General features: G+C 67.0%; 20 protein-coding genes. 12 read left to right on the forward strand and 8 right to left on the reverse strand.

Going from position 1 to position 18488, the window contains the following annotated elements; genetic code table 11:
- Nucleotides 1-46: 46 nt before the first annotated feature.
- Entirely contained in the window at nucleotides 47-193 is a 147-nt protein-coding gene (locus EV657_RS04740; protein WP_337248276.1) for a NepR family anti-sigma factor, read from the reverse strand.
- Nucleotides 194-313: 120 nt separating this feature from the next.
- On the opposite strand from EV657_RS04740, the gene EV657_RS04745 reads away from it, so the two are divergent.
- Nucleotides 314-1132: a response regulator gene (locus tag EV657_RS04745; RefSeq protein ID WP_075784057.1), complete on the forward strand. Its 819-nt coding sequence runs from the start codon at nucleotides 314-316 to the stop codon at nucleotides 1130-1132.
- 142 nt (nucleotides 1133-1274) lie between these two features.
- Here the strand turns inward: EV657_RS04745 and EV657_RS04750 are convergent, their stop codons facing one another.
- Nucleotides 1275-1445 (reverse strand): DUF1328 domain-containing protein, encoded by a 171-nt coding sequence (locus tag EV657_RS04750; protein ID WP_075784058.1) that lies wholly within the window; start codon nucleotides 1443-1445, stop codon nucleotides 1275-1277.
- 177 nt (nucleotides 1446-1622) lie between these two features.
- Here EV657_RS04750 and EV657_RS04755 point away from each other — a divergent pair, with 177 nt between their 5' ends.
- Together EV657_RS04755 and EV657_RS04760 are read left to right on the forward strand one after the other, a co-directional pair.
- Nucleotides 1623-1949: an ElaB/YgaM/YqjD family protein gene (locus EV657_RS04755; protein ID WP_075784059.1), complete on the forward strand. Its 327-nt coding sequence runs from the start codon at nucleotides 1623-1625 to the stop codon at nucleotides 1947-1949.
- Nucleotides 1949-2305, forward strand: coding sequence for a hypothetical protein (locus tag EV657_RS04760; RefSeq protein WP_075784060.1), 357 nt, complete (start codon nucleotides 1949-1951; stop codon nucleotides 2303-2305). The genes EV657_RS04755 and EV657_RS04760 overlap by 1 nt, the downstream gene beginning before the upstream one ends.
- Nucleotides 2306-2317: 12 nt before the next feature.
- Here EV657_RS04760 and EV657_RS04765 read toward each other — a convergent pair whose 3' ends face one another.
- From EV657_RS04765 to EV657_RS04775, 3 genes are all read right to left on the reverse strand, one after another.
- Nucleotides 2318-3409 carry a 5-(carboxyamino)imidazole ribonucleotide synthase gene (locus EV657_RS04765; RefSeq protein ID WP_113669535.1) on the reverse strand — a complete coding sequence of 364 codons (1092 nt, stop codon included), beginning with the start codon at nucleotides 3407-3409 and terminating at the stop codon, nucleotides 2318-2320.
- Nucleotides 3402-3890, reverse strand: a complete 489-nt coding sequence (purE, locus tag EV657_RS04770) for a 5-(carboxyamino)imidazole ribonucleotide mutase (protein WP_113669534.1) — start codon at nucleotides 3888-3890, stop codon at nucleotides 3402-3404. Before purE ends, EV657_RS04765 begins: the two co-directional genes overlap by 8 nt.
- Nucleotides 3891-3954: 64 nt before the next feature.
- Nucleotides 3955-4173 (reverse strand): YdcH family protein, encoded by a 219-nt coding sequence (locus EV657_RS04775; RefSeq protein WP_075784063.1) that lies wholly within the window; start codon nucleotides 4171-4173, stop codon nucleotides 3955-3957.
- Between the two features lie 156 nt (nucleotides 4174-4329).
- Here EV657_RS04775 and EV657_RS04780 point away from each other — a divergent pair, with 156 nt between their 5' ends.
- Nucleotides 4330-4743, forward strand: coding sequence for an Hsp20 family protein (locus tag EV657_RS04780; RefSeq protein WP_075784064.1), 414 nt, complete (start codon nucleotides 4330-4332; stop codon nucleotides 4741-4743).
- A gap of 11 nt (nucleotides 4744-4754) precedes the next feature.
- Nucleotides 4755-4982: a DUF1150 family protein gene (locus EV657_RS04785; protein WP_113669533.1), complete on the forward strand. Its 228-nt coding sequence runs from the start codon at nucleotides 4755-4757 to the stop codon at nucleotides 4980-4982.
- Nucleotides 4983-5012: 30 nt separating this feature from the next.
- Here EV657_RS04785 and EV657_RS04790 read toward each other — a convergent pair whose 3' ends face one another.
- Nucleotides 5013-5951: an alpha/beta fold hydrolase gene (locus tag EV657_RS04790; protein ID WP_134077286.1), complete on the reverse strand. Its 939-nt coding sequence runs from the start codon at nucleotides 5949-5951 to the stop codon at nucleotides 5013-5015.
- A 5-nt stretch (nucleotides 5952-5956) separates the two neighbouring features.
- A complete protein-coding gene (locus EV657_RS04795) occupies nucleotides 5957-6244 on the reverse strand; it encodes an SCP2 sterol-binding domain-containing protein (protein WP_075784067.1) in 288 nt (95 codons plus the stop codon).
- A gap of 72 nt (nucleotides 6245-6316) precedes the next feature.
- Here EV657_RS04795 and EV657_RS04800 point away from each other — a divergent pair, with 72 nt between their 5' ends.
- The 7 genes from EV657_RS04800 to EV657_RS04830 all read left to right on the forward strand — a co-directional run bounded on the left by EV657_RS04800 (nucleotide 6317) and on the right by EV657_RS04830 (nucleotide 17239).
- The gene (locus tag EV657_RS04800; protein ID WP_081381997.1) at nucleotides 6317-6877 is read left to right on the forward strand and encodes a tetratricopeptide repeat protein; all 561 of its coding nucleotides are present in this window, start codon (nucleotides 6317-6319) and stop codon (nucleotides 6875-6877) included.
- 23 nt (nucleotides 6878-6900) lie between these two features.
- Complete coding sequence (locus EV657_RS04805; protein ID WP_134077287.1) at nucleotides 6901-9819, forward strand: helicase-related protein; 2919 nt, start codon at nucleotides 6901-6903, stop codon at nucleotides 9817-9819.
- A 6-nt stretch (nucleotides 9820-9825) separates the two neighbouring features.
- On the forward strand, nucleotides 9826-10203 hold the full coding sequence (locus EV657_RS04810; protein ID WP_134077288.1) for an RNA-binding S4 domain-containing protein: 378 nt from the start codon (nucleotides 9826-9828) through the stop codon (nucleotides 10201-10203).
- 51 nt (nucleotides 10204-10254) lie between these two features.
- Nucleotides 10255-10593 carry a ferredoxin FdxA gene (gene fdxA, locus EV657_RS04815; protein ID WP_075784070.1) on the forward strand — a complete coding sequence of 113 codons (339 nt, stop codon included), beginning with the start codon at nucleotides 10255-10257 and terminating at the stop codon, nucleotides 10591-10593.
- A gap of 274 nt (nucleotides 10594-10867) precedes the next feature.
- Nucleotides 10868-11377, forward strand: coding sequence for a CarD family transcriptional regulator (locus EV657_RS04820; RefSeq protein ID WP_075784071.1), 510 nt, complete (start codon nucleotides 10868-10870; stop codon nucleotides 11375-11377).
- Nucleotides 11378-11758: 381 nt separating this feature from the next.
- Nucleotides 11759-14782 (forward strand): chemotaxis protein CheB, encoded by a 3024-nt coding sequence (locus EV657_RS04825; protein WP_134077289.1) that lies wholly within the window; start codon nucleotides 11759-11761, stop codon nucleotides 14780-14782.
- 309 nt (nucleotides 14783-15091) lie between these two features.
- Entirely contained in the window at nucleotides 15092-17239 is a 2148-nt protein-coding gene (locus tag EV657_RS04830; protein WP_166673647.1) for a putative bifunctional diguanylate cyclase/phosphodiesterase, read from the forward strand.
- Nucleotides 17240-17360: 121 nt separating this feature from the next.
- Here the strand turns inward: EV657_RS04830 and EV657_RS04835 are convergent, their stop codons facing one another.
- A complete protein-coding gene (locus EV657_RS04835) occupies nucleotides 17361-18458 on the reverse strand; it encodes a transglutaminase-like domain-containing protein (protein WP_134077291.1) in 1098 nt (365 codons plus the stop codon).
- Nucleotides 18459-18488 lie beyond the last annotated feature (30 nt).

The following is an 18488-nucleotide window of genomic DNA, read 5'->3' on the forward strand; positions in this document are numbered from 1 at the left end:
GCCGGGAGGTGGGTCACCAGTTCTTCCCTGGGATCCGACACCGCACTCACTTAGTGTCACCGTTATTTGCCTTGGCCACGTCTTCGCCATCGCCGCGCAGCTGTTCCAGCAGCTTGAGAAACCGGTCGGGGACCTGTTCCTCGACGGCTTGCGCATAGACGCGCCGCAAGTTTTCGTCGATCTGCTCTTGCATATGACCCCTACGGTCCTTCTTTGCCATTCCGGTCGGCCCGCCCTAACTTTCAGACTGCGGAACCAAACGCGCCGTCGCGACGTTCGGTTCCCATGAACAACAGTTTTTTCGAGGTCGCGCATGACGCATCCAAATCCCTCTGAAGATCTTTCCCGGGTGATCGGGGCGGAACTTCCCTATCTCAGACGCTACGCGCGGGCGCTGACCGGCAGCCAGACCAGCGGCGACGCCTATGCGATCGCGACGCTCGAGGCGATCCTTGCAGATCGCGGGATCTTCGAACAGGGCCTGCCGCCGAAGGTCGCCCTGTTCAAGGCGTTCTACGGCATCTGGTCGTCGTCTGGCGGACGGATCGGCGAGCCCGAACCTGTCTCGGGCATCGAGGCGCGGGCGCAATCGCGGCTGGCGTCCCTGACGCGCAATACTCGCGAGGCGTTGTTGCTGCATTCCATCGAGGGCTTCACCTATGACGAGGTGGGCGCCGTGATGGGTCTTCCGGGCGACGAGGCTGCCAGCCTGATCGCCATCGCGCGGGACGAGATGGCCCGCAGCATCGCCGGACGCGTGCTGGTCATCGAGGACGAGGCAATCATCGCCATCGACATCTCGGCCATCGTCAAAGGCCTGGGCCACGAGGTGACCGGCATCGGACGCACCCGGCGCGGCGCGGTCGATCTGGCGAAACAGACGCCGCCGGACCTGATCCTCGCCGACATCCAGCTGGCCGACAAATCCTCGGGTATCGACGCGGTGAACGACATCCTCGCCGAGCTGGGCGACCGGCCGGTGGTGTTCATCACCGCCTTCCCCGAACGGCTGCTGACCGGCGAGAGGCCGGAACCCGCCTTCCTGATCTCGAAACCCTATACCGAGGATCAGGTGCGGTCGGCCGTCAGCCAGGCGATGTTCTTCTCGAGCACCGAAACGCTCGGCGCCTGACCGACCTCGCGGCGGAGCACCGGGTGCATCCGCTGCGACGGTCCTGAAACAATCGACCCCGCCGGGATCTCCGACGGGGTCTTTGTCTGACGTGCCGCCCGCGCGGGCCTGCGGGCGGCGTGCAGTCTTCTTCGTCTTCATCTTAGGGCATGCGGCCCCGCAGCGCCCGCGCGACCAGCGCGATGACGAAGAGAACGAGGAAGACGAAGAACAGGATCTGTGCGATCCCGGCCGAGGCCGATGCGATGCCCCCGAACCCGAAGGCGGCGGCGATCAGGGCGACGACAAGAAAAACGAGTGCCCAATACAGCATTTCAAGGCTCCTTTCATGTCCGGTTGTGCTGACCCAACGTCGCCGGGGCCGAGTGGTTCCCGGCCTGTACAGGGGGTCTCTCGCAAGCGTGATCGCGCCGCGAGCGGGCGGAACCCTGTCCGGCACGGCGGCGTTTCCTCCGCGTATGCGATACCAAGCAACCGAAAGGAGGCCGTCATGGCACAATCGGCTCAGGCACGGAACGGCAGCGCCAGCGTTCAGGATCTCGAGGTCCAGATCGAGGCGCTGAAGGGCGACATCGCCCAGATCGCCCGCACGCTGGGGGATCTGAGCGAGGCGAAGAAGAACGACATGCGCGATTCGGTCCAGCGCCGCGCCGCCGAGATCCGCGAACGCGGCGAGGCAACGGTTGCGGGCATGCAGTCCCGCGGCGCCGAGCTTGGCGAACAGGCGGCCGATGCGGTCCGCCGCCAGCCCGCCGCCGCGATGGGCATTGCGGTGGGCCTGGGCTTTCTCGTCGGGCTGATGACGGGCCGCCGCTGATGTTCTCGCTGCCTCTCGACGAGGCCGAACGCCGGGCGCGCGCCTTTTCGCACCGGCTGGCGCTCGGCACCGCGGGCAGCCTCTGCGCGGGCGTCGGCGCCGCTTTCCTGACAGGGGCGGCCTGGCTTGTGCTTAGCGCCGGTCACGGAGCGGTCTTCGCCGCCACCGTGATCGGCGCGGCCTATCTGGGGGTGGGGCTGATCTTCTGGGGCCTGAGCCTGCGCCGGAGCCCGCCTGCGCGACCCGCGGCCCCGGCCGATCCTTACACGCCCTTCGTGCACATGGCGGAAGGCTTTGCCGCCGGGCTGGAAGCCGGCCGCGCCGCGCGTGCGCCCAACGGCGATGCGCGGCACTAAGCCCGGCTGCGTTCAGGACGCGGCCGGGCCGACCCAGCGATTGGCATGGCCCATCTTGCGGCCCGCGCGGGTTTCGGTCTTGCCGTAAAGATGCAGCGCGACCTTGGGATCGGCGGCCAGATCGGGCAGGCGGTCCATGTCGTCGCCGATCAGGTTCTCCATCACGATGTCGGAATGGCGCGCCCCGTCGCCCAGCGGCCAGCCCGCAACGGCGCGGATATGCTGTTCGAACTGGTCGATGACACAGCCGTTCTGGGTCCAGTGGCCGGAATTATGCACCCGGGGCGCGATCTCGTTGACGATCAGACCGGCTTTCGTCACGAAAAGCTCGACCCCCATTACCCCCACATAATCGAGCGCGTTCAGGATGCGCCCCGCCAGCAGCACCGCATCGGTCCGCTGCGCCACGGTCAGCGGCGCGGGTACGGTCGTCGTGCGCAGGATGCCGTCGCGATGCACGTTGGCGCCCGGGTCGAAACAGGCGACCTCGCCCGAGGCGCCCCGCGCCGCGATCACCGAGATCTCGGACGAAAACTCCACGAACCCCTCGAAGATCGCGGGGGCGCCCGCCAGTTCGGCCAGCGCCGCCGGTCCGTCCTCGGGCGCCATGATGCGGGCCTGCCCCTTGCCGTCATAGCCGAAGCGGCGGGTCTTCAGGATGCCGGGCACGCCGATCTCGTCCAGCGCCTCGGCCAGATCGACCTCGTCATCGACCGCGGCGAAGGGCGCGGTCGCCAGCCCCAGCCCGTTCAGGAAGGATTTCTCGACCAGCCGGTCCTGGCTGACCGCCAGCGCTTTCCGGCCCGGGCGGATCGGCACCACGGCCTCGATGGCGTCGAGCGCGGCGGTGGGGATGTTCTCGAATTCGTAGGTGACGACATCGACCGAGGCGGCGAACCGCGCCAGCGCCCCGGTATCCTCGTAGGGCGCGGTCGTCACATGGGCCGCGACATGACCGGCGGGCGGCTCGGGCGCGGGTTCGAAGACATGACAGCGAAACCCCAGCCGAGAGGCCGCGACCGACAGCATCCGGCCAAGCTGGCCGCCGCCGAGAATGCCGATGGTGGCGCCGGGGGCAAGGGCGTCGGCGCGGGGCTCACTCATCGGCCGGAACCTCGGGGATCGAGGCCGACAGATCGGCGCGCCAGCGGTCGAGCCGCTCGGCCAGCGCCGGATCGTTCAGTGCGAGGATACCCGCGGCCATCAGCCCGGCATTGGCGGCCCCCGCCGCGCCGATGGCCATGGTCGCGACCGGAAAGCCCTTGGGCATCTGCAGGATGGAATAAAGACTGTCGACGCCCGACAGCGCCCGGGTCTGGACCGGCACGCCGATCACCGGCACCCGCGTCTTCGAGGCCATCATGCCCGGCAGATGCGCCGCCCCGCCCGCGCCCGCGACGATGACCCGCAAGCCCCGCTCGACCGCCGTCTTGCCATAGGTCCAGAGCCGGTCGGGCGTCCGGTGGGCCGAGACGATGCGGGCCTCGTAGGGCACCTCCAGCGCGTCCAGGATGTCGGCTGCCTCTTTCATCGTGGACCAGTCCGACTGGCTGCCCATGATGATGCCCACTTTCACGTCGCCCATGCGGTTCGGCCCCCTCGTCTTGCGAGCGGGCACTATAGCCGCGCCGGACGGCGACGCAATGCGGCTAGGCGATGATGTCGGGCGTCAGCTGATCCTCGATCAGCGCGATGCGGTCCTTCAGGGCCAGCTTCTGCTTTTTCAGCCGCTTTAGGGTCAGGCTGTCGCCGGTCCCCTTCTCCTGAAGCGCGTGAATCGCGTCGTCGAGATCCCGGTGCTCGCGCCGCAGGACCTCCAGTTTGACGCGCAAGACCTCGTCCGAATTCATCTCGCTGGCGATGTTCATCTGGTTCCCGGGGCTGAGTCGATGCGGTTCCTTGAAGTGTTAACATAGCGATTTAATGCCCTTGCGGGAAGCCGCCCCGGTTCCCATATCCTGGGTCGGACCGCCGCGGACGCGGGGTCCCGGAACTTCCAGGTCGCTTGTTCAAGGACTTGACCAATGACGAAACTCACCCTCGGCTCGTATCCTTTCCTTCTGGGGTTCGAGCAGCTCGAACGCCTTGTCGAGCGGACCGCCAAATCCGGAAACGAAGGCTACCCGCCCTTCAACATCGAACAGACCTCCGAAACGGGTTACCGGATCACGCTTGCCGTGGCCGGTTTTCGCGACGAGGATATCGCGATCACCGTCGAAGACCGGCAACTGGTGATCCGCGGCCGTCAGGTCGAGGACTGCGCCGAACGCGTCTTCCTGCATCGCGGCATCGCGTCCCGGCAGTTTCAGCGCAGCTTCGTGCTGGCCGACGGGGTCGAGGTGACGGGGGCGACCATGGAAAACGGTCTTCTGCATGTCGATCTGAACCGGGCGGTGCCGGACAGCGTTGTCCAGACGATCCGGATTTCCAGAGCGTGAGGTAAACGGTCATGAACGAGAAATACGATCTTCTGCCCGAAGGCGGCGAGCGCATCGTCTATGTGCGGCCGGTCAAGGTCGCCGACCTGCCCGAAGAGGTGCAGCGTCAGGCCCTGGGGCTGGACGAGCTTTACGCCGTCCACGACGTCAATGGCGGCCGCCTCGCGCTGGTGCGGGACCGCAAGCTCGCCTTTCAGCTTGCACGCCAGAACGACCTGGCGCCGGTCAACGTGCACTGACGCCGCCGCGGCCCTCGGGGGCCGCCGCGCTCAGCCGGACTGGGCGCGGAAATGCGCCGCTGCCAGATCGAACAGCCGGTCGCGGATCGCGGGAGGTTCCATCATCATCTCGTGGCGCCCGTCCTCGATGACATCGAGCCGTCCGCCCGGCCAGTCGGCCATGCGCCGCCGAATCGCCAGCGGATCGACGATCCGCTCGCGCCCGCCAAGGAAGGTCAGGGCCGGCACGGCCGGAGAGCGCTGCCGCGCCAGCCAGGCCGCCTCGGACAGCGCCTCGCCCAGCCAGCTCAGCGTCGGCCCCGCGATGGAAAGATCGGGATGCGCGGTCAGCTGTCGGCGCAGGATCTCGTACATCTCGCGGTCGCCGGTCAGATCGTTCGTCTCGAAGGGCGTGGCCAGCACATAGGTCGTGCCCCCGGTGCCGGGCACCCGGACCGGCCCGAACCCCAGCCGGGGCGCAAGCCCGGTCAGCGCCCAGGCCAGGGGCGCGATCGCGGCGCTGATGCGGATGCCCCACATCGGCGCGGAAAAGACCGCGGTCGCCACGTCGAGCCCCTCGATCAGCGCACGCAATCCGATGGCGCCGCCCATCGAATGGGCCAGCATGTGATAGGGCCGGGGCAGACCCAGCGCCTCGGCGGCCTTGCGCACCGCCCGCACATCGGCCTGGAAATCGGCGAACCGCGCGACATGGCCCAGCGAGCGGTTTGCAAGCGTCCGGTCGGCCAGCCCCTGCCCGCGCCAGTCGATGGCCAGCGTGGCAAAGCCGCGGGCCTGAAGCGCGGCCGCCGCGGCGCCGTATTTCTCGGCATATTCGGTGCGCCCGGAAAACAGCAGAACGGTGCCCGCGGGCGCCTCGCGCCCCCAGACACCGATCCGTATCCGCACCCCGTCCTCGGTCCGCAGCCAATAGGCTCGGCCGCCTTCGGGGCCGTGGGCCACGTCCGCGTAAAGCGGCGCCTCGTCCATTGCGATCAGGTGAAGATCTGGGCCAGCTGCATCGCCTTGCCCATGTCGCCCTCGATCTTGAGCTTGCCGGTCATGAAGGCCGTGGTCGGGTTCAGATCGCCCTCCATCATCGCCCGGAACGTCTCGAGACTGGCAGACAGCGTGACGTCGGCCTCGGCATCGCCCGCATGGGCGCCGTCGGAATCGACGATGATGTCGCCGGTATCCTCGATGGCGAACTTGGCAACGCCATTGAAGCCGCCCGACAATTTGGCGTTCAGGGCCTCGACGGCCTTGTCCAGCGTGTCGCTCATTCGGGATCCTCCGATTTGTGAATGCGGGGCATGTCGCCTTTGTCCGCCTGTTGCGCTATTCTAAAGGACGTTATGGCCAAAACGCTGCGCATTCTCAATCTTGCCTTGGCGGTATTTTCCGCGTCCGTGTTCTTGGCTGAGCGGGGGCTTGCCGATTCCGCCCGGGCCGACGATCTTCTGGAAGAGTTGCAGCGGCCCGATCTGCCGAACTGGCAGCGGGTCGAGGACGCGCTTTGGACCGAATGGTCGAAATCGGGCTCGGCCTCGATGGACCTTCTGCTGAAGCGCGGGCGCGACGCCATCGAGGCCGAGGCCTTCGGCACCGCGATCGAGCATCTGACCGCTCTGGTCGATCATGCGCCCGATTTCGCCGAAGCCTACAATTCGCGGGCGCTGGCCTATTACCGGTCGGGGCTTTACGGACCCGCTCTGTCCGACCTGGCCCAGACGCTGGAGCTGAACCCCCGCCATTTCGGCGCACTGACCGGGCTTGGCACCATCCTCGAAGAGACCGGGCACGACACTGCGGCGCTGGGCGCCTATCGCGCCGCCCATGCTATACATCCCCACGATCCTGACCTAGAAGAGGCCGTGCACCGGCTCGAGGTCGTCACCTCCGGCCGGACCCTCTGAACGACGGGCGAAGGGGCTGAAGGATGACAGCGCAGTCGAGGATCACCGCGGTCCTCGGGCCCACCAATACCGGCAAGACCCATTACGCGATCGAGCGGATGCTGGCCCACCGTACCGGTGTGATCGGCCTGCCGCTGCGCCTGCTGGCGCGCGAGGTCTATGACCGGATCGTCGCGCTTCGGGGGCCGTCGGTGGTGGCGCTTGTCACCGGCGAGGAACGGATCGTTCCCGACCGCACCCAGTACTGGGTGGCGACGGTCGAGGCGATGCCCGAGGCGACCGGCGCCGATTTCCTGGCCATCGACGAGATCCAGCTTTGTGCCGATCCCGAACGCGGCCATGTCTTCACCGACCGGCTGCTGCATGCCCGCGGCCAGCACGAGACGCTGTTTCTGGGCGCCGACACCATGCGCAACGCCATCGCCGCGATGGTGCCGAAGGTCCAGTTCATGCGGCGCGAGCGGTTCTCCGAACTGGTCTATGCCGGGTCGAAAAAGATCAGCCGGATGCCGCCCCGCTCGGCCATCGTCGGCTTTTCGGTCGAGAACGTCTATGCCATCGCCGAGCTGATCCGGCGCCAGAAGGGGGGCTGCGCGGTGGTGATGGGCGCGCTTTCGCCCCGGACCCGCAACGCGCAGGTCGAGCTTTATCAGAACGGCGATGTCGATTATCTGGTCGCGACCGACGCCATCGGCATGGGGCTCAACCTCGACATCAGGCATGTGGCCTTCTCGGCGCTCGACAAGTTCGACGGCCGCCGGATGCGGCCGCTCTGGCCGAACGAGCTGGCACAGATCGCGGGCCGGGCCGGGCGCCACACCCAGGCCGGCAGTTTCGGCGTCACCGGCGAGGCGCGGCCCCTGCCCGACGAGGTGGCCGAGGCCATCGTCGAGAACCGCTTCGACCCGGTCGCCCGGCTGCAGTGGCGCAATTCCAGGCTGGACTTCGGAACACCGGAGCGGCTGATTGCCGCGCTGGAGACACACGCACAGGGCGACTGGCTGACGCGGGTACGCGAATCCGACGACCTGCAGGCCCTGAAATCGCTCTCGGGGCTGCCCGATCTTCGCGCCCGGATCCGCGATTCGCGGGACGTGAAACTTCTTTGGGATGTCTGCCGGATACCGGATTTCCGGGGGATTTCGGCCGCCGAACATGCCGGTCTGCTGGAACGGATCTTCGGCTTCCTGCATGGGGCGGGCCGGGTCCCGGACGACTGGATGGCGCGACAGGTCAAGCGCATCGACCGGACAGATGGCGACATTGACACGTTGTCGAAACGTCTGGCCTATATCCGCACCTGGACGTATGTCGCCCAGCGCACGGGGTGGGTCGCCGACGAACCGCATTGGCGCGAACAGACGCGCGCGGTAGAGGACCGCCTGTCGGACGCGCTGCACGGCGCATTGACGCAAAGATTCGTAGACCGGCGGACCTCCGTTCTGCTCCGCCGGTTGAAACAGAAGGAGAGCCTTGTGGCCGAGGTGAACGACAAGGGTGAGGTGACGGTCGAGGGGCAATTCGTCGGCCGTCTGGAGGGCTTCCGCTTCCGCCAGGATGCGTCCGCCAGCCCCGATGAAGCCAAGACCCTGCGCCAGGCGGCGCTGGTGGCGCTGGCTCCCGAATTCCACCTGCGCGCCGACCGCTTCTACAACGCGCCCGATACCGAGCTCGATTTCACCGAGCAGGGCGGGCTGATGTGGGGCGCGCATGCGGTGGGCAAGCTGGTGGCGGGTGCCGATCCGCTGAAGCCGGGCATCGACGCCTTCGTCGACGAGGAGGCCGGGCCCGACGTGATCGAAAAGGTCCGCCGGCGGCTGCAGCATTTCATCGACCGCCGGGTCGCGACCCTGTTCGAGCCGCTGCTGAACCTGCAGCGCGACGAGACGCTGACCGGGCTGACGCGCGGCTTTGCCTTCCGCGTGGTCGAGGCGATGGGCCTGCTGTCGCGCGACGGCGTCGCCCAGGAGGTCAAGGATCTGGACCAGGAGGCCCGCGCGGCCCTGCGCAAGCACGGGATCCGCTTCGGCCAGTTCACGATCTTCATGCCGCTCTTGCTGAAGCCCGCGCCCACCCGTCTGCGGCTGGTGCTGTGGTCGCTGGCGCGCAATCTGGACGAATTCCCCGAAAGCCCGCCGCCCGGGCTGGTGACGATCCCGGTCGTGCCCGGCGTGACCGAAGAGGTCTACCGGCTGGCGGGCTATCGCCCGGCCGGAACCCGCGCGATCCGGATCGACATGCTGGAACGGCTGGCCGATCAGCTTCGGTCGGAAGACACCCGGGGCGGCTTCGAGGCCAAGGCAGACATGCTGTCGATCACCGGCACCACGCTGGAACAGTTCGCCGATCTGATGCAGGGCCTCGGCTACCGCGCCGAAAGGGGCGAGCGGCCCAAGGTCAAGGCGGCCCTCGCAGCAGAGGCGCCCGAAGCCGAGGCCCCGGCCCCGGATGCAACCGCCGAGCAGGCGGCGGATCAAGCCGTCGACGCGACGCCCGAGGCGCCTGCTGCCGAGGTCGCGCCCGAGACTGCGGAAGAGACTGCGCCCGAAACCGGCGCTGAACCGGCTGCCGAATCCGAGGCCGCGCCCGCAGAGCCCCCGGAAGACGCCGAGATGGAGGTGTTCTACACCTTCACCTGGGCGCCGCCCCGGCGGCGGCAAGGCGGCGGCCGTCCGCGCGGCGATGGCGCGCAGGGCGGTCAGGACCGGGGACAAGATCGCGGGCAGGGCGACGGCCCGCGCGGCCGTGGCGGCAAGGGCGGCGGCAAACATGGCGGCAAGGGCGGCAAACATGGCGGCGGCGGTGGCAAGCCGGGCGGCAAGGGCGGCCCGCGCCATGACGGGCCCAAGACCTTCGAGGCCCGCCCGCCCCGCAAGGAAAAGCCCATCGACCCCGACAACCCCTTCGCCGCCGCGCTGATGGGGCTGAAGACCAAGAAGTAGCCCCGCGTGACCGAGGCCCCGCGCCAGACGCTCCGTCTGGACAAGTGGCTCTGGCAGGCCCGCTTCTTCAAGACGCGCACGCTGGCCACCAAACTGGTGGCCGGCGCCCATGTGCGCGTGAACGGCACCAAGACCGACAAGCCCGCGGCGCAGATCGGCCCCGGCGACACGCTGACCTTTCCCCAGGGCCACGAGATCCGCGTGGTCCGGATTCTGGCGCTGGGCGACCGCCGCGGCCCCGCGACCGAGGCGCGCACCCTCTACGAGGACTTGACCCCGATCAAGGAAACGCCGCCTGCAAGCCCTAAATACGAAGGTGGAGGCCGTCCGACGAAGAAACAGCGCCGCGACCTTGACCGAACCCGCAAACCGCCGCTTGAATGATCGGCAGTCGTGGTTTAGGTCCACCCAGATCGGAAAATCGAGAGTTCGCCCATGACTTACGTCGTCACCGACAACTGCATTGCCTGCAAGTATACCGACTGTGTCGAGGTCTGCCCCGTGGATTGCTTCTACGAGGGCGAGAACATGCTGGTGATCCATCCCGACGAGTGCATCGACTGCGGCGTGTGCGAACCCGAATGCCCGGCCGACGCGATCCGGCCCGACACCGAGCCCGATATGGACGAATGGGTCGAATTCAACCGGAAATATGCCGAGGTCTGGCCCTGCATCATCACGCGCAAGGATCCGCTGCCCGAAGCGGAAGAGCGCGACGGCGAAGAAGGCAAGCGGGCCAAGTACTTCTCGGAAACGCCCGGGGTCGGCGGTTGACGGAGCGCCGTTAACCTCTGCCGCTCACGGCTTGGGCAGGAAATTGCCCGCACATTCATGCGCTTGCCCCAACGGAACCAGCATGCCGCTTTCCGTGGGGCATTTTTTGTGTTATGCTTCCTTTACAAATGGCTGACCGAATCTTCAAACCACACGCAGAATCCGCCTTCTGCGGGGTGGTTTTTCAGCGCCAAGGGAAATGGATAAGCCGGGCATCGCTTGATCCGGACGTTTTCTTGTCGCTGCCCCTGCGGTCCATGCGAGGAAGTGCTGTATGACCAAGACCAAGAAATCCGAGTTCCGCCCCAACGATTACGTGGTCTATCCCGCCCATGGCGTGGGCAAGATCGTGTCGATCGAGGAGCAGGAAATCGCCGGCATCCCGCTCGAACTTTTCGTCATCTCTTTCGAGAAGGACAAGATGACCCTGCGCGTGCCGACCAACAAGGCGACCGAGGTGGGCATGCGCTCGCTCTCGACGCCCGATGTCGTGTCGAAGGCAATGGCAACGCTGAAGGGCAAGGCCAAGGTCAAGCGGGCCATGTGGTCGCGCCGCGCCCAGGAATACGAACAGAAGATCAATTCGGGCGACCTGATCTCGATCGCCGAGGTCGTGCGCGACCTGCACCGCGCCGACGACCAGCGCGAGCAGAGCTATTCCGAACGCCAGCTGTACGAAGCCGCGCTGGAACGTCTGACTCGCGAAGTCGCGGCCGTGTCCGGGATGGACGAGGTCGGCGCGCAGAAGCAGGTCGACGAGGTTCTGGTGTCGCGCGCGGCCTGACGCCGCCGCGCCCCTCAGGACAACACCCTATCCGAAGGCATCGGCCGCATCCCGGCCGGTGCCTTCCGGTTTTGGGGGCATCCTTTTCTCTTCCACGGCCGTCTTTTCCGTGGCTTGCGCACATTCGAACGGCGCGCGACCCGGGCGATCCGCGGGGCCTGACCCCACGTCACGCCCGTTTCCCGGAACCGGGCTTTCCGTTTCAAATCGGGACCATGACAGGTCCGTTCCGGATCGGCACTTCCGTGCCGCAAATCTCCGCGGCCAAAACCGGTTGATCAACTTCAAGTCGTATGCGAGAACGCGGGCGAGGATGAAGTTAACACTTCATTGAATGCGCAACCGCAAGCGCAGGCACGAAAAACGGGGCACACATTCCTGATGGGCACCGAAGCCGACCCCCGGCAGCTTCCCGACGAGATCCACTCCGGCACCGTACCTCCGATCGTCGGCATCGGTGCCTCGGCGGGTGGCCTGTCCGCCCTCGAGACCTTCTTCGAGAACTGTCCCTCGGATTCCGGTGCCGCCTTCGTCGTGATCCAGCATCTCTCGCCCAAGCACAAAAGCCTGATGGCAGGGCTTCTGGCGCGGCGCACGGCGATGCCCGTCAGCATGATCGAGACCGACACGCGGGTCGCGGCGAACCATGTCTACCTGATCCCGCCGGGTACGGTGATGCGCATCGATCGCGGCGTGCTGCGGCTGGCCCCCCGCAATGAGGGATTGTCGCTTCCCATCGACATCTTCTTTTCGTCCCTCGCGGAAGATTGCGGCGACCGGGCCAGCGGCATCGTGCTGTCGGGCACCGGCTCGGATGGCACGCGCGGCGCCATCGCGATCAATGCCGCGGGCGGTCTGGTCCTGATCCAGGACACCAAGGAGGCCAATTTCGACGGCATGCCGATGAGCGTGCGCCGCGCCGGGGTGGTCGATGCCGAACTGCCGGTCAGCGACCTGGCGCGGCGGGTGCTGGAACACCGCAGCCGCCCGCCTAAGATCCCGTTCGGCCCGGAACAGGATGCCGAGACCGGCCAGAGCGCCGCCGGATCCGACGGATCTTCGGGCGAGACCGACACGCTGGAGGTGATCTTCCAGGCGCTCGAGGATGCGACCGGCACCAATTACCGGCTCTACAAGGGCTCGACCATCCTGCGGCGGATCGGCCGCCGCATGCAGGTTCTGGGCCAGCCCGACCTGCAGAGCTATGTCGACCTGATGCTGTCCTCGCCGGGCGAGGTCACGGCGCTGAACCGTGAGCTGCTGATTTCGGTCACCCGCTTCTTCCGCGATGAAGACGCGTTCCGGGTGCTCGAGGAAACCGTCGTCCCGCGGATCGTCGAATCTTTGGGGCCCGACCAGACCGCGCGCGCCTGGGTCGCGGGCTGCTCGACCGGCGAAGAGGCCTATTCGATCGCGATCCTGCTGCACGAGGCGTTCCACCGGGCCGGGCGCACGCCAATGGTCAAGGTGTTCGCCACCGATGTCAGCCAGGACAGCTTGCAATTCGCCTCGGCGGGCACCTATCCGGCCTCGGTCGGGGCCGAGATCAGCCCCGAACGGATGGAACGGTATTTCATCGCCAATGGCGACACGGTGCAGGTGTCGAGCGAGTTGCGGCAATCGCTGGTCTTTGCACGGCACGACCTGCTGTCGAACCCGCCCTTCACCCGGATGGACCTGGTCAGCTGCCGCAACACGCTGATCTATTTCCGCCAGGACGCCCAGAAGGACGCGCTGTTGCGGCTGCAATACGCGATCCGCAAGGCGGGGTTCCTGTTCCTCGGCAGCAGCGAGACGCTGTCCAGCCTGCAGAACGGGTTCCAGCCGGTCGACTCCAAGCACAAGGTCTTCGTCCGGGTCTCGGCGCGACCCTCGGCCCAGTTCGACCTGTCGGCGCTGAAATCCTCGACCCCGTTCGATCACGGCCTGAAGTCGCGTCAGTTCGCCGTCGACAGGGACAGCCGCCCGACGATGAGCGCCCGCGCCTTCGGCGCCCGCGGCCCGGTGCGGGAAAGCCTGACCGACATGGCAATCAATGCCCTGCTCGACGCCTGGGCTCCGCCGTCGATCCTGGTCAATGACAAGCTCGAGGCGATCCATTTCTTCGGCGACCTGCGGCCCTTTTTGCTGACCCGGTCGGGCGTGGCCAGTCTGGAACTGGTGCGGCTGCTGCCGAAGACGCTGGTGGCGATGGCCAGCGTCCTGATCCATCAGGCGATCGAGACCGCCCAGGCCCAGGCCTCGGAACAGATCGAGGTGCGGCTGGAAGAGAACGCCAGCGTGCTGCGGCTGCATGCCATTCCCTTCGCAGGCACCGAACTTGGCGCCTGCGTTCTGCTGAGCTTCGAGACAGTCGAGCGCGAGCCCCGGACGACGCCCGAGGGTGCGCAGCGGATCGACCTGACCGCCGTGGCGCAGGCCCGGATCGACATCCTCGAACGGCAGCTCGACTCGACCCGGGCCGATCTGCAGACCACGATTCAGGAACTCGAGACCTCGAACGAAGAGCTGCAATCGACCAACGAAGAGCTGATGGCCTCGAACGAAGAGCTGCAAAGCTCGAACGAGGAACTGCAATCGGTCAACGAAGAGATCAACACGGTCAACGCCGAATACCAGGAAAAGATGGCGATGCTGAACCGGCTGAACGCCGATCTGACCAGCATGATCCGCGCCGTCGGGGTGGCGACCGTGTTTCTCGACGAGGCGCTGCTGATCACCCGGTTCTCGCCCGATGCCTGTTCGGTCTTCAAGCTGCGCGAAAGCGATGTCGGCCGGCCGCTGGGCGACATCGCCCACAGGCTGAAATACCCAGCCCTGCTGGACGACATCCGCGACACCATCCGCACCGAGGTCAGCTTCGAGCGCGAGGCGACGGCCGAGGACGGCGCGCTTTACCGGGTGCGGATCATGCCCTATGCGGTGCAGTCGACGGGCCATCGCGGGGCGGTCGTCACCCTGACCAACGTGACCGTCTATCGCGATCTCGCCCGTCTGCAGGGGGTCATCGACGCCCTGCCCGAACATATAGCGGTGCTGGATTTCGACGGCACCATCGTCCTGACCAACAAGGCCTGGACCCGCTTTGCCCGCGCCAACGGCGATTCCGGGCTGGAACGCTGCGGCCCGGGCGCGAATTATCTCGAGGTCTGCCGGTCGCCCATGCCGGGCCAGCCGGTGCCGTGGGACCCCGAAGACCAGCGAATCGCCCTGCGCGCGCTTGAGGGGCTGAAGTCGATTCTCGAGGGCAGCCAGACTTATTTCGCGCTTGAATACCCCTGCCATTCGCCGAGCGAACAGCGCTGGTTCTACATGACCGCCGCGACCGTGGCCGGAAGCGAGTTCGGCGCCGTGGTCAGCCACATCGAAATCACCTCCTGGTTCCGGAATATGAAACAGGGTTGACGTTGCGCCCCCCCAAACGACGCAACGTCACGACCGCTAACCCTCAAAAAACACTGCCGGATTTCCCTGTCGCGCTAAGGTTGTTTAATGGTTCGTTAGGTTTGTCGAACGACAGTCCGAACCGTTGGCGTGACTGCACCGAGGACTGTGCCAGAGATGGGACGACACGATGCGCCGGTTCCCCTGCCGGCTGCGGAAAGCGGTGGGACGAGTGACTTCGAGAGGGCTTCCCCCCAGCCCTCCGAGCCGTTGTCCGGCGTTCTGCGCCGGACGACGGCCGAAGGATGGAGCACTCTGGCACCGGGCAGCGTGCAAACCAGCACCGACCATCTGGAGCTGGTGCAGGCCGAACTTGAACTGCAAAATCAGGAGTTGCTCGAGGCGCATGCCGCCTCGGAGAGGGAGCGTCAGAAATACCTCGCTCTGTTCGAGCATCTGCCGCTGCCCGCGGTGGTGCTGGACCAGGCCGGGGTCGTGCGCGAAGCCAACGACTCGGCCGCCGCCGTCTTCGGCTTTCCCTCCGTCGATCACCTCTGCAACCGCTCGATCTACCGGATGCTGGACCAGGATTCCCGCAGCCGGGTCCATGCCTACCTGTCCGAGCTTCCGTCGCAGGACGAAACCGTCCCCCAGCCCGCGGCCATCGTGCCCGTGCATGTCGGGCGGCCCGGCGACGGGGTGCATCTGTCCTATCACGCCCATCTGGCGCGGCTCCCCTTCTGCGCCCATGACGGCGACCGGGTCCACATGCTGCTGGTCGACCGTCATGCCGATGACCGACAGGAACGCGACCAGCGCTGCCGGCAGATGCTGAGCGACGCGACCTCGACGCTCTTCCACGCCTTCGACCTGACCGGGAACCTGATCTTCAGCAACCGGGCGACGAGCGCATTGATCGGCAACGGCACAGGTCTGTCGGTTGAACAGCGGCGCGATTTCGACGGGCTTCTGGGCTCGCGCGCGCTCGATATCGAGGTGCTGATCTCGGGCAAACCGGCCAGCAACCACGGCAGTTTCGCCGCGACCCCGGAGGACCGGCGCAGCTTCCTGATCCAGAAATTCCCGCTGCGCGACGACAGCGGCAAGGTCTTCGCGGTCGGCGGCACCTCGACCGATGTCAGCGCGCTGATGGCCGGCCATACCGAGCTTTTCGCGGCCTTCAGCATCGCCAACGACCTGGCCAATCGCGACCCGCTGACCGGGCTCAACAATCGCCAGTGCTTCCTCGAGCATCTGCGCTCGGCCATGGCGCGGCTTGACCCGACGAGCAAGGGGCTGGTGCTTGGCTTTCTTGATATCGACGCCTTCAAGGACATCAACGACGGCATGGGCCACGAGGTGGGCGATGCCATCCTGTCGGCCTTTGCCGGGCGCCTCGAAGAGGCGATGGGCGACCGGGCCTGCGTCGGCCGGTTCGGCGGCGACGAGTTCCTGCTGTTCATGTCCGACACCGCGCCGGAAGAGGCCGAACAGATCCTGCACCGGACGCTGGGCGAGATCCGCTCGCCCTATGAAGTCGCAGGCACCCGGGTGCTGCTGACCTGCAGCGTCGGGCTCAGCCACTACCCGCGCGACGCCGGCACCGCCGAGGATCTCTTGCGGGCCGCCGACATGGCGCTCTACTCGGCGAAATCGAACGGCCGCGACCGGGTCTTCCATTTCAAGGAAAGCCTGCGCTTCACCAGCGAACGCCGCCTGCGCGTGTTCAGCGCGCTCCGCAAGGCCCTGTGCGAGGACAGCTTCCGGCTGGTGTTCCAGCCCAAATTCGACATTGCCGACCGCAGCCGGATCCTTGGCGCCGAGGCGCTGCTGCGCTGGCGCGATCCGCTGCTTGGCGACATCTCTCCGGGCGAATTCGTGCCTCTGGCCGAGGCCAACGGTCTTTACAATGCGCTCGACCTGCGGGTGCTCAAGCTGTTCGCCCGGCAACAGGGCGAGTGGATCAGGCGCGGGCTGCAGGTTCCGATTTCGGTCAACATCTCGGCGCGGTCGCTGCAGACCAGCGAACTTTTGCCGACGGTTCTGGCACTGCTCGACTACCACGACATTCCGCCCGAGCTGCTGCTGCTGGAGATCACCGAAACAGGGCTGATGAACTGCACCAGCGAGGCCTCCCAGAACCTCGCGGATCTGGCCGATGCCGGGGTGCGGATCTCGATCGACGATTTCGGCACCGGCTATTCGTCGCTGGCCTATCTGCAGAAGCTGCGCCCGAGCGAGCTGAAGATCGACCGCAGTTTCATCGCCCAGCTGAACGCCCGCGACGGCGCCTCGGACAGCATCGTGCGCGCCATGCTGGCGCTGGCCGAAAGCCTGCAGCTGACCACCGTCGCCGAAGGCATCGAGAACGAGGAACAACTGTCCTGGCTGGCCGAGAACGGCTGCGGCTGCGGCCAGGGGTTCCTGGTCAGCCCGGGGCTTGAGATCCCGGCCTTCGAATCCCTCGTCGCCGCGTAAGACGGCGCGAGGCGGGGAAGACCGCCCACCCGGACCCCGCGTCCGGGCCAAGACGGACAAGCCCACGGGGCGGTGCAACGCGCCGCCCCGTTTCGCATCGGCAATGCGGGTCCGTTGCGCCTCAGGCGCCAAGCTCCCGCACGGTGATGGTATAGGCAAAGCCCGACGGCTCCAGCTCGTCGCGCCGCCGCCCGTCGGATTCGGCCTGCGGGTACATCAGGAACGGCAGCGGCCCGTTCGCCGATCCGGGCAGCGTCACGTCATGGGCGGCGTTCAGGGCGATCCAGTTGCCCTCCCAGGCGCCGAAAAGACCAGAACGCACCGCCTGCACCGCCGGATCGGCCAGGGTCAGGGTCTTCGGCGGTTCCTCAAGCACGACCTTGCGCACATCGGCCGGGTCGGCAGGCACCCAGCCGAAGCCGTCCAGATAGACATCGGCCCGGCAATGCTGGGCCTTGGTCACATCGGACGACCCCGCGCCGAGGCTTTTGTAGCCGAAGGCCGAGGGCGCGACGCGAAGGCCATAAAGATCGCGCGCGGGCAACCCGGCGGCCCGGGCGAGGCCCACGAAAAGCGCGTTGAGATCGGCGCATTTCCCGGTCAGGTCGCCGCTTTTCAGCATCGAGGCCACATCGCCCAGACCGCAGCCCCGGGTCCTGGGGTTGCGGTCGGTGCTGTCGACCACCCAGTCGTAGATCCGCCGCGCCTTTTCCAGATCGCTGCCCGCGTCGCCGACGATGTCCATCGCCGTCTCGTACACGATGCCATCGGTCGGGATCAGCGCGGTCGGGGCGGTATGGCGGGCGCGCTCGGCCTCCGGCAAGGGCGGAAGATCCTGCGGGCGCGACAGATCGACGGCCCGGTCCTGCGCCGAGGCAACGGCCGTGACCACCAGGTCGGCGGGGGCATCGGCGGCGGGCCAGACCGCCTCGACGAACCGTGCCCCGGTGGCGCCGTCGGTCTTGAGGCCCGCACGCTGGGCATTGGTGGTCCAGCGCGCGGCGCCCGCCTGCATCCAGTCGCCCTCGGTCATCGCGGGCACCGGCACCCAGGCGCGGACCGGTTTTCCCACCCGCGGGATCGCCAGCCGCGTCGTTATCTCAAACCGGCGCCAGCCCGAGGGCTCGGGGGCGAACCGGGCCGCGGCCGGGCGCGGCAGCGCCATCCCAAGCGCCATCGCGGCCCCTGCGGCCAACACCGCCCGTCTCTTCATCGTCATGGCAAAGCTTCCTCCCTGCCGATCCGGGGC

This window comes from Rhodovulum visakhapatnamense, from assembly GCF_004365965.1.
Lineage (GTDB): Bacteria > Pseudomonadota > Alphaproteobacteria > Rhodobacterales > Rhodobacteraceae > Rhodovulum > Rhodovulum visakhapatnamense.

What these genes read in the sequence shown, in the direction of transcription:
- EV657_RS04755 (WP_075784059.1), top strand. Translation starts at nt 1,623, where the DNA reads ATGGCACAATCGGCTCAGGCACGGAACGGCAGCGCCAGCGTTCAGGAT.
- EV657_RS04760 (WP_075784060.1), top strand. Translation starts at nt 1,949, where the DNA reads ATGTTCTCGCTGCCTCTCGACGAGGCCGAACGCCGGGCGCGCGCCTTT.
- EV657_RS04825 (WP_134077289.1), top strand. Translation starts at nt 11,759, where the DNA reads ATGGGCACCGAAGCCGACCCCCGGCAGCTTCCCGACGAGATCCACTCC.
- EV657_RS04745 (WP_075784057.1), top strand. Translation starts at nt 314, where the DNA reads ATGACGCATCCAAATCCCTCTGAAGATCTTTCCCGGGTGATCGGGGCG.
- fdxA (WP_075784070.1), top strand. Translation starts at nt 10,255, where the DNA reads ATGACTTACGTCGTCACCGACAACTGCATTGCCTGCAAGTATACCGAC.
- EV657_RS04785 (WP_113669533.1), top strand. Translation starts at nt 4,755, where the DNA reads ATGAACGAGAAATACGATCTTCTGCCCGAAGGCGGCGAGCGCATCGTC.
- purE (WP_113669534.1), bottom strand. Translation starts at nt 3,890, where the DNA reads ATGGGCGACGTGAAAGTGGGCATCATCATGGGCAGCCAGTCGGACTGG.
- EV657_RS04775 (WP_075784063.1), bottom strand. Translation starts at nt 4,173, where the DNA reads ATGAACATCGCCAGCGAGATGAATTCGGACGAGGTCTTGCGCGTCAAA.
- EV657_RS04765 (WP_113669535.1), bottom strand. Translation starts at nt 3,409, where the DNA reads ATGAGTGAGCCCCGCGCCGACGCCCTTGCCCCCGGCGCCACCATCGGC.
- EV657_RS04820 (WP_075784071.1), top strand. Translation starts at nt 10,868, where the DNA reads ATGACCAAGACCAAGAAATCCGAGTTCCGCCCCAACGATTACGTGGTC.
- EV657_RS04740 (WP_337248276.1), bottom strand. Translation starts at nt 193, where the DNA reads ATGCAAGAGCAGATCGACGAAAACTTGCGGCGCGTCTATGCGCAAGCC.
- EV657_RS04805 (WP_134077287.1), top strand. Translation starts at nt 6,901, where the DNA reads ATGACAGCGCAGTCGAGGATCACCGCGGTCCTCGGGCCCACCAATACC.
- EV657_RS04790 (WP_134077286.1), bottom strand. Translation starts at nt 5,951, where the DNA reads ATGGACGAGGCGCCGCTTTACGCGGACGTGGCCCACGGCCCCGAAGGC.
- EV657_RS04835 (WP_134077291.1), bottom strand. Translation starts at nt 18,458, where the DNA reads ATGACGATGAAGAGACGGGCGGTGTTGGCCGCAGGGGCCGCGATGGCG.
- EV657_RS04800 (WP_081381997.1), top strand. Translation starts at nt 6,317, where the DNA reads ATGGCCAAAACGCTGCGCATTCTCAATCTTGCCTTGGCGGTATTTTCC.
- EV657_RS04795 (WP_075784067.1), bottom strand. Translation starts at nt 6,244, where the DNA reads ATGAGCGACACGCTGGACAAGGCCGTCGAGGCCCTGAACGCCAAATTG.
- EV657_RS04780 (WP_075784064.1), top strand. Translation starts at nt 4,330, where the DNA reads ATGACGAAACTCACCCTCGGCTCGTATCCTTTCCTTCTGGGGTTCGAG.
- EV657_RS04750 (WP_075784058.1), bottom strand. Translation starts at nt 1,445, where the DNA reads ATGCTGTATTGGGCACTCGTTTTTCTTGTCGTCGCCCTGATCGCCGCC.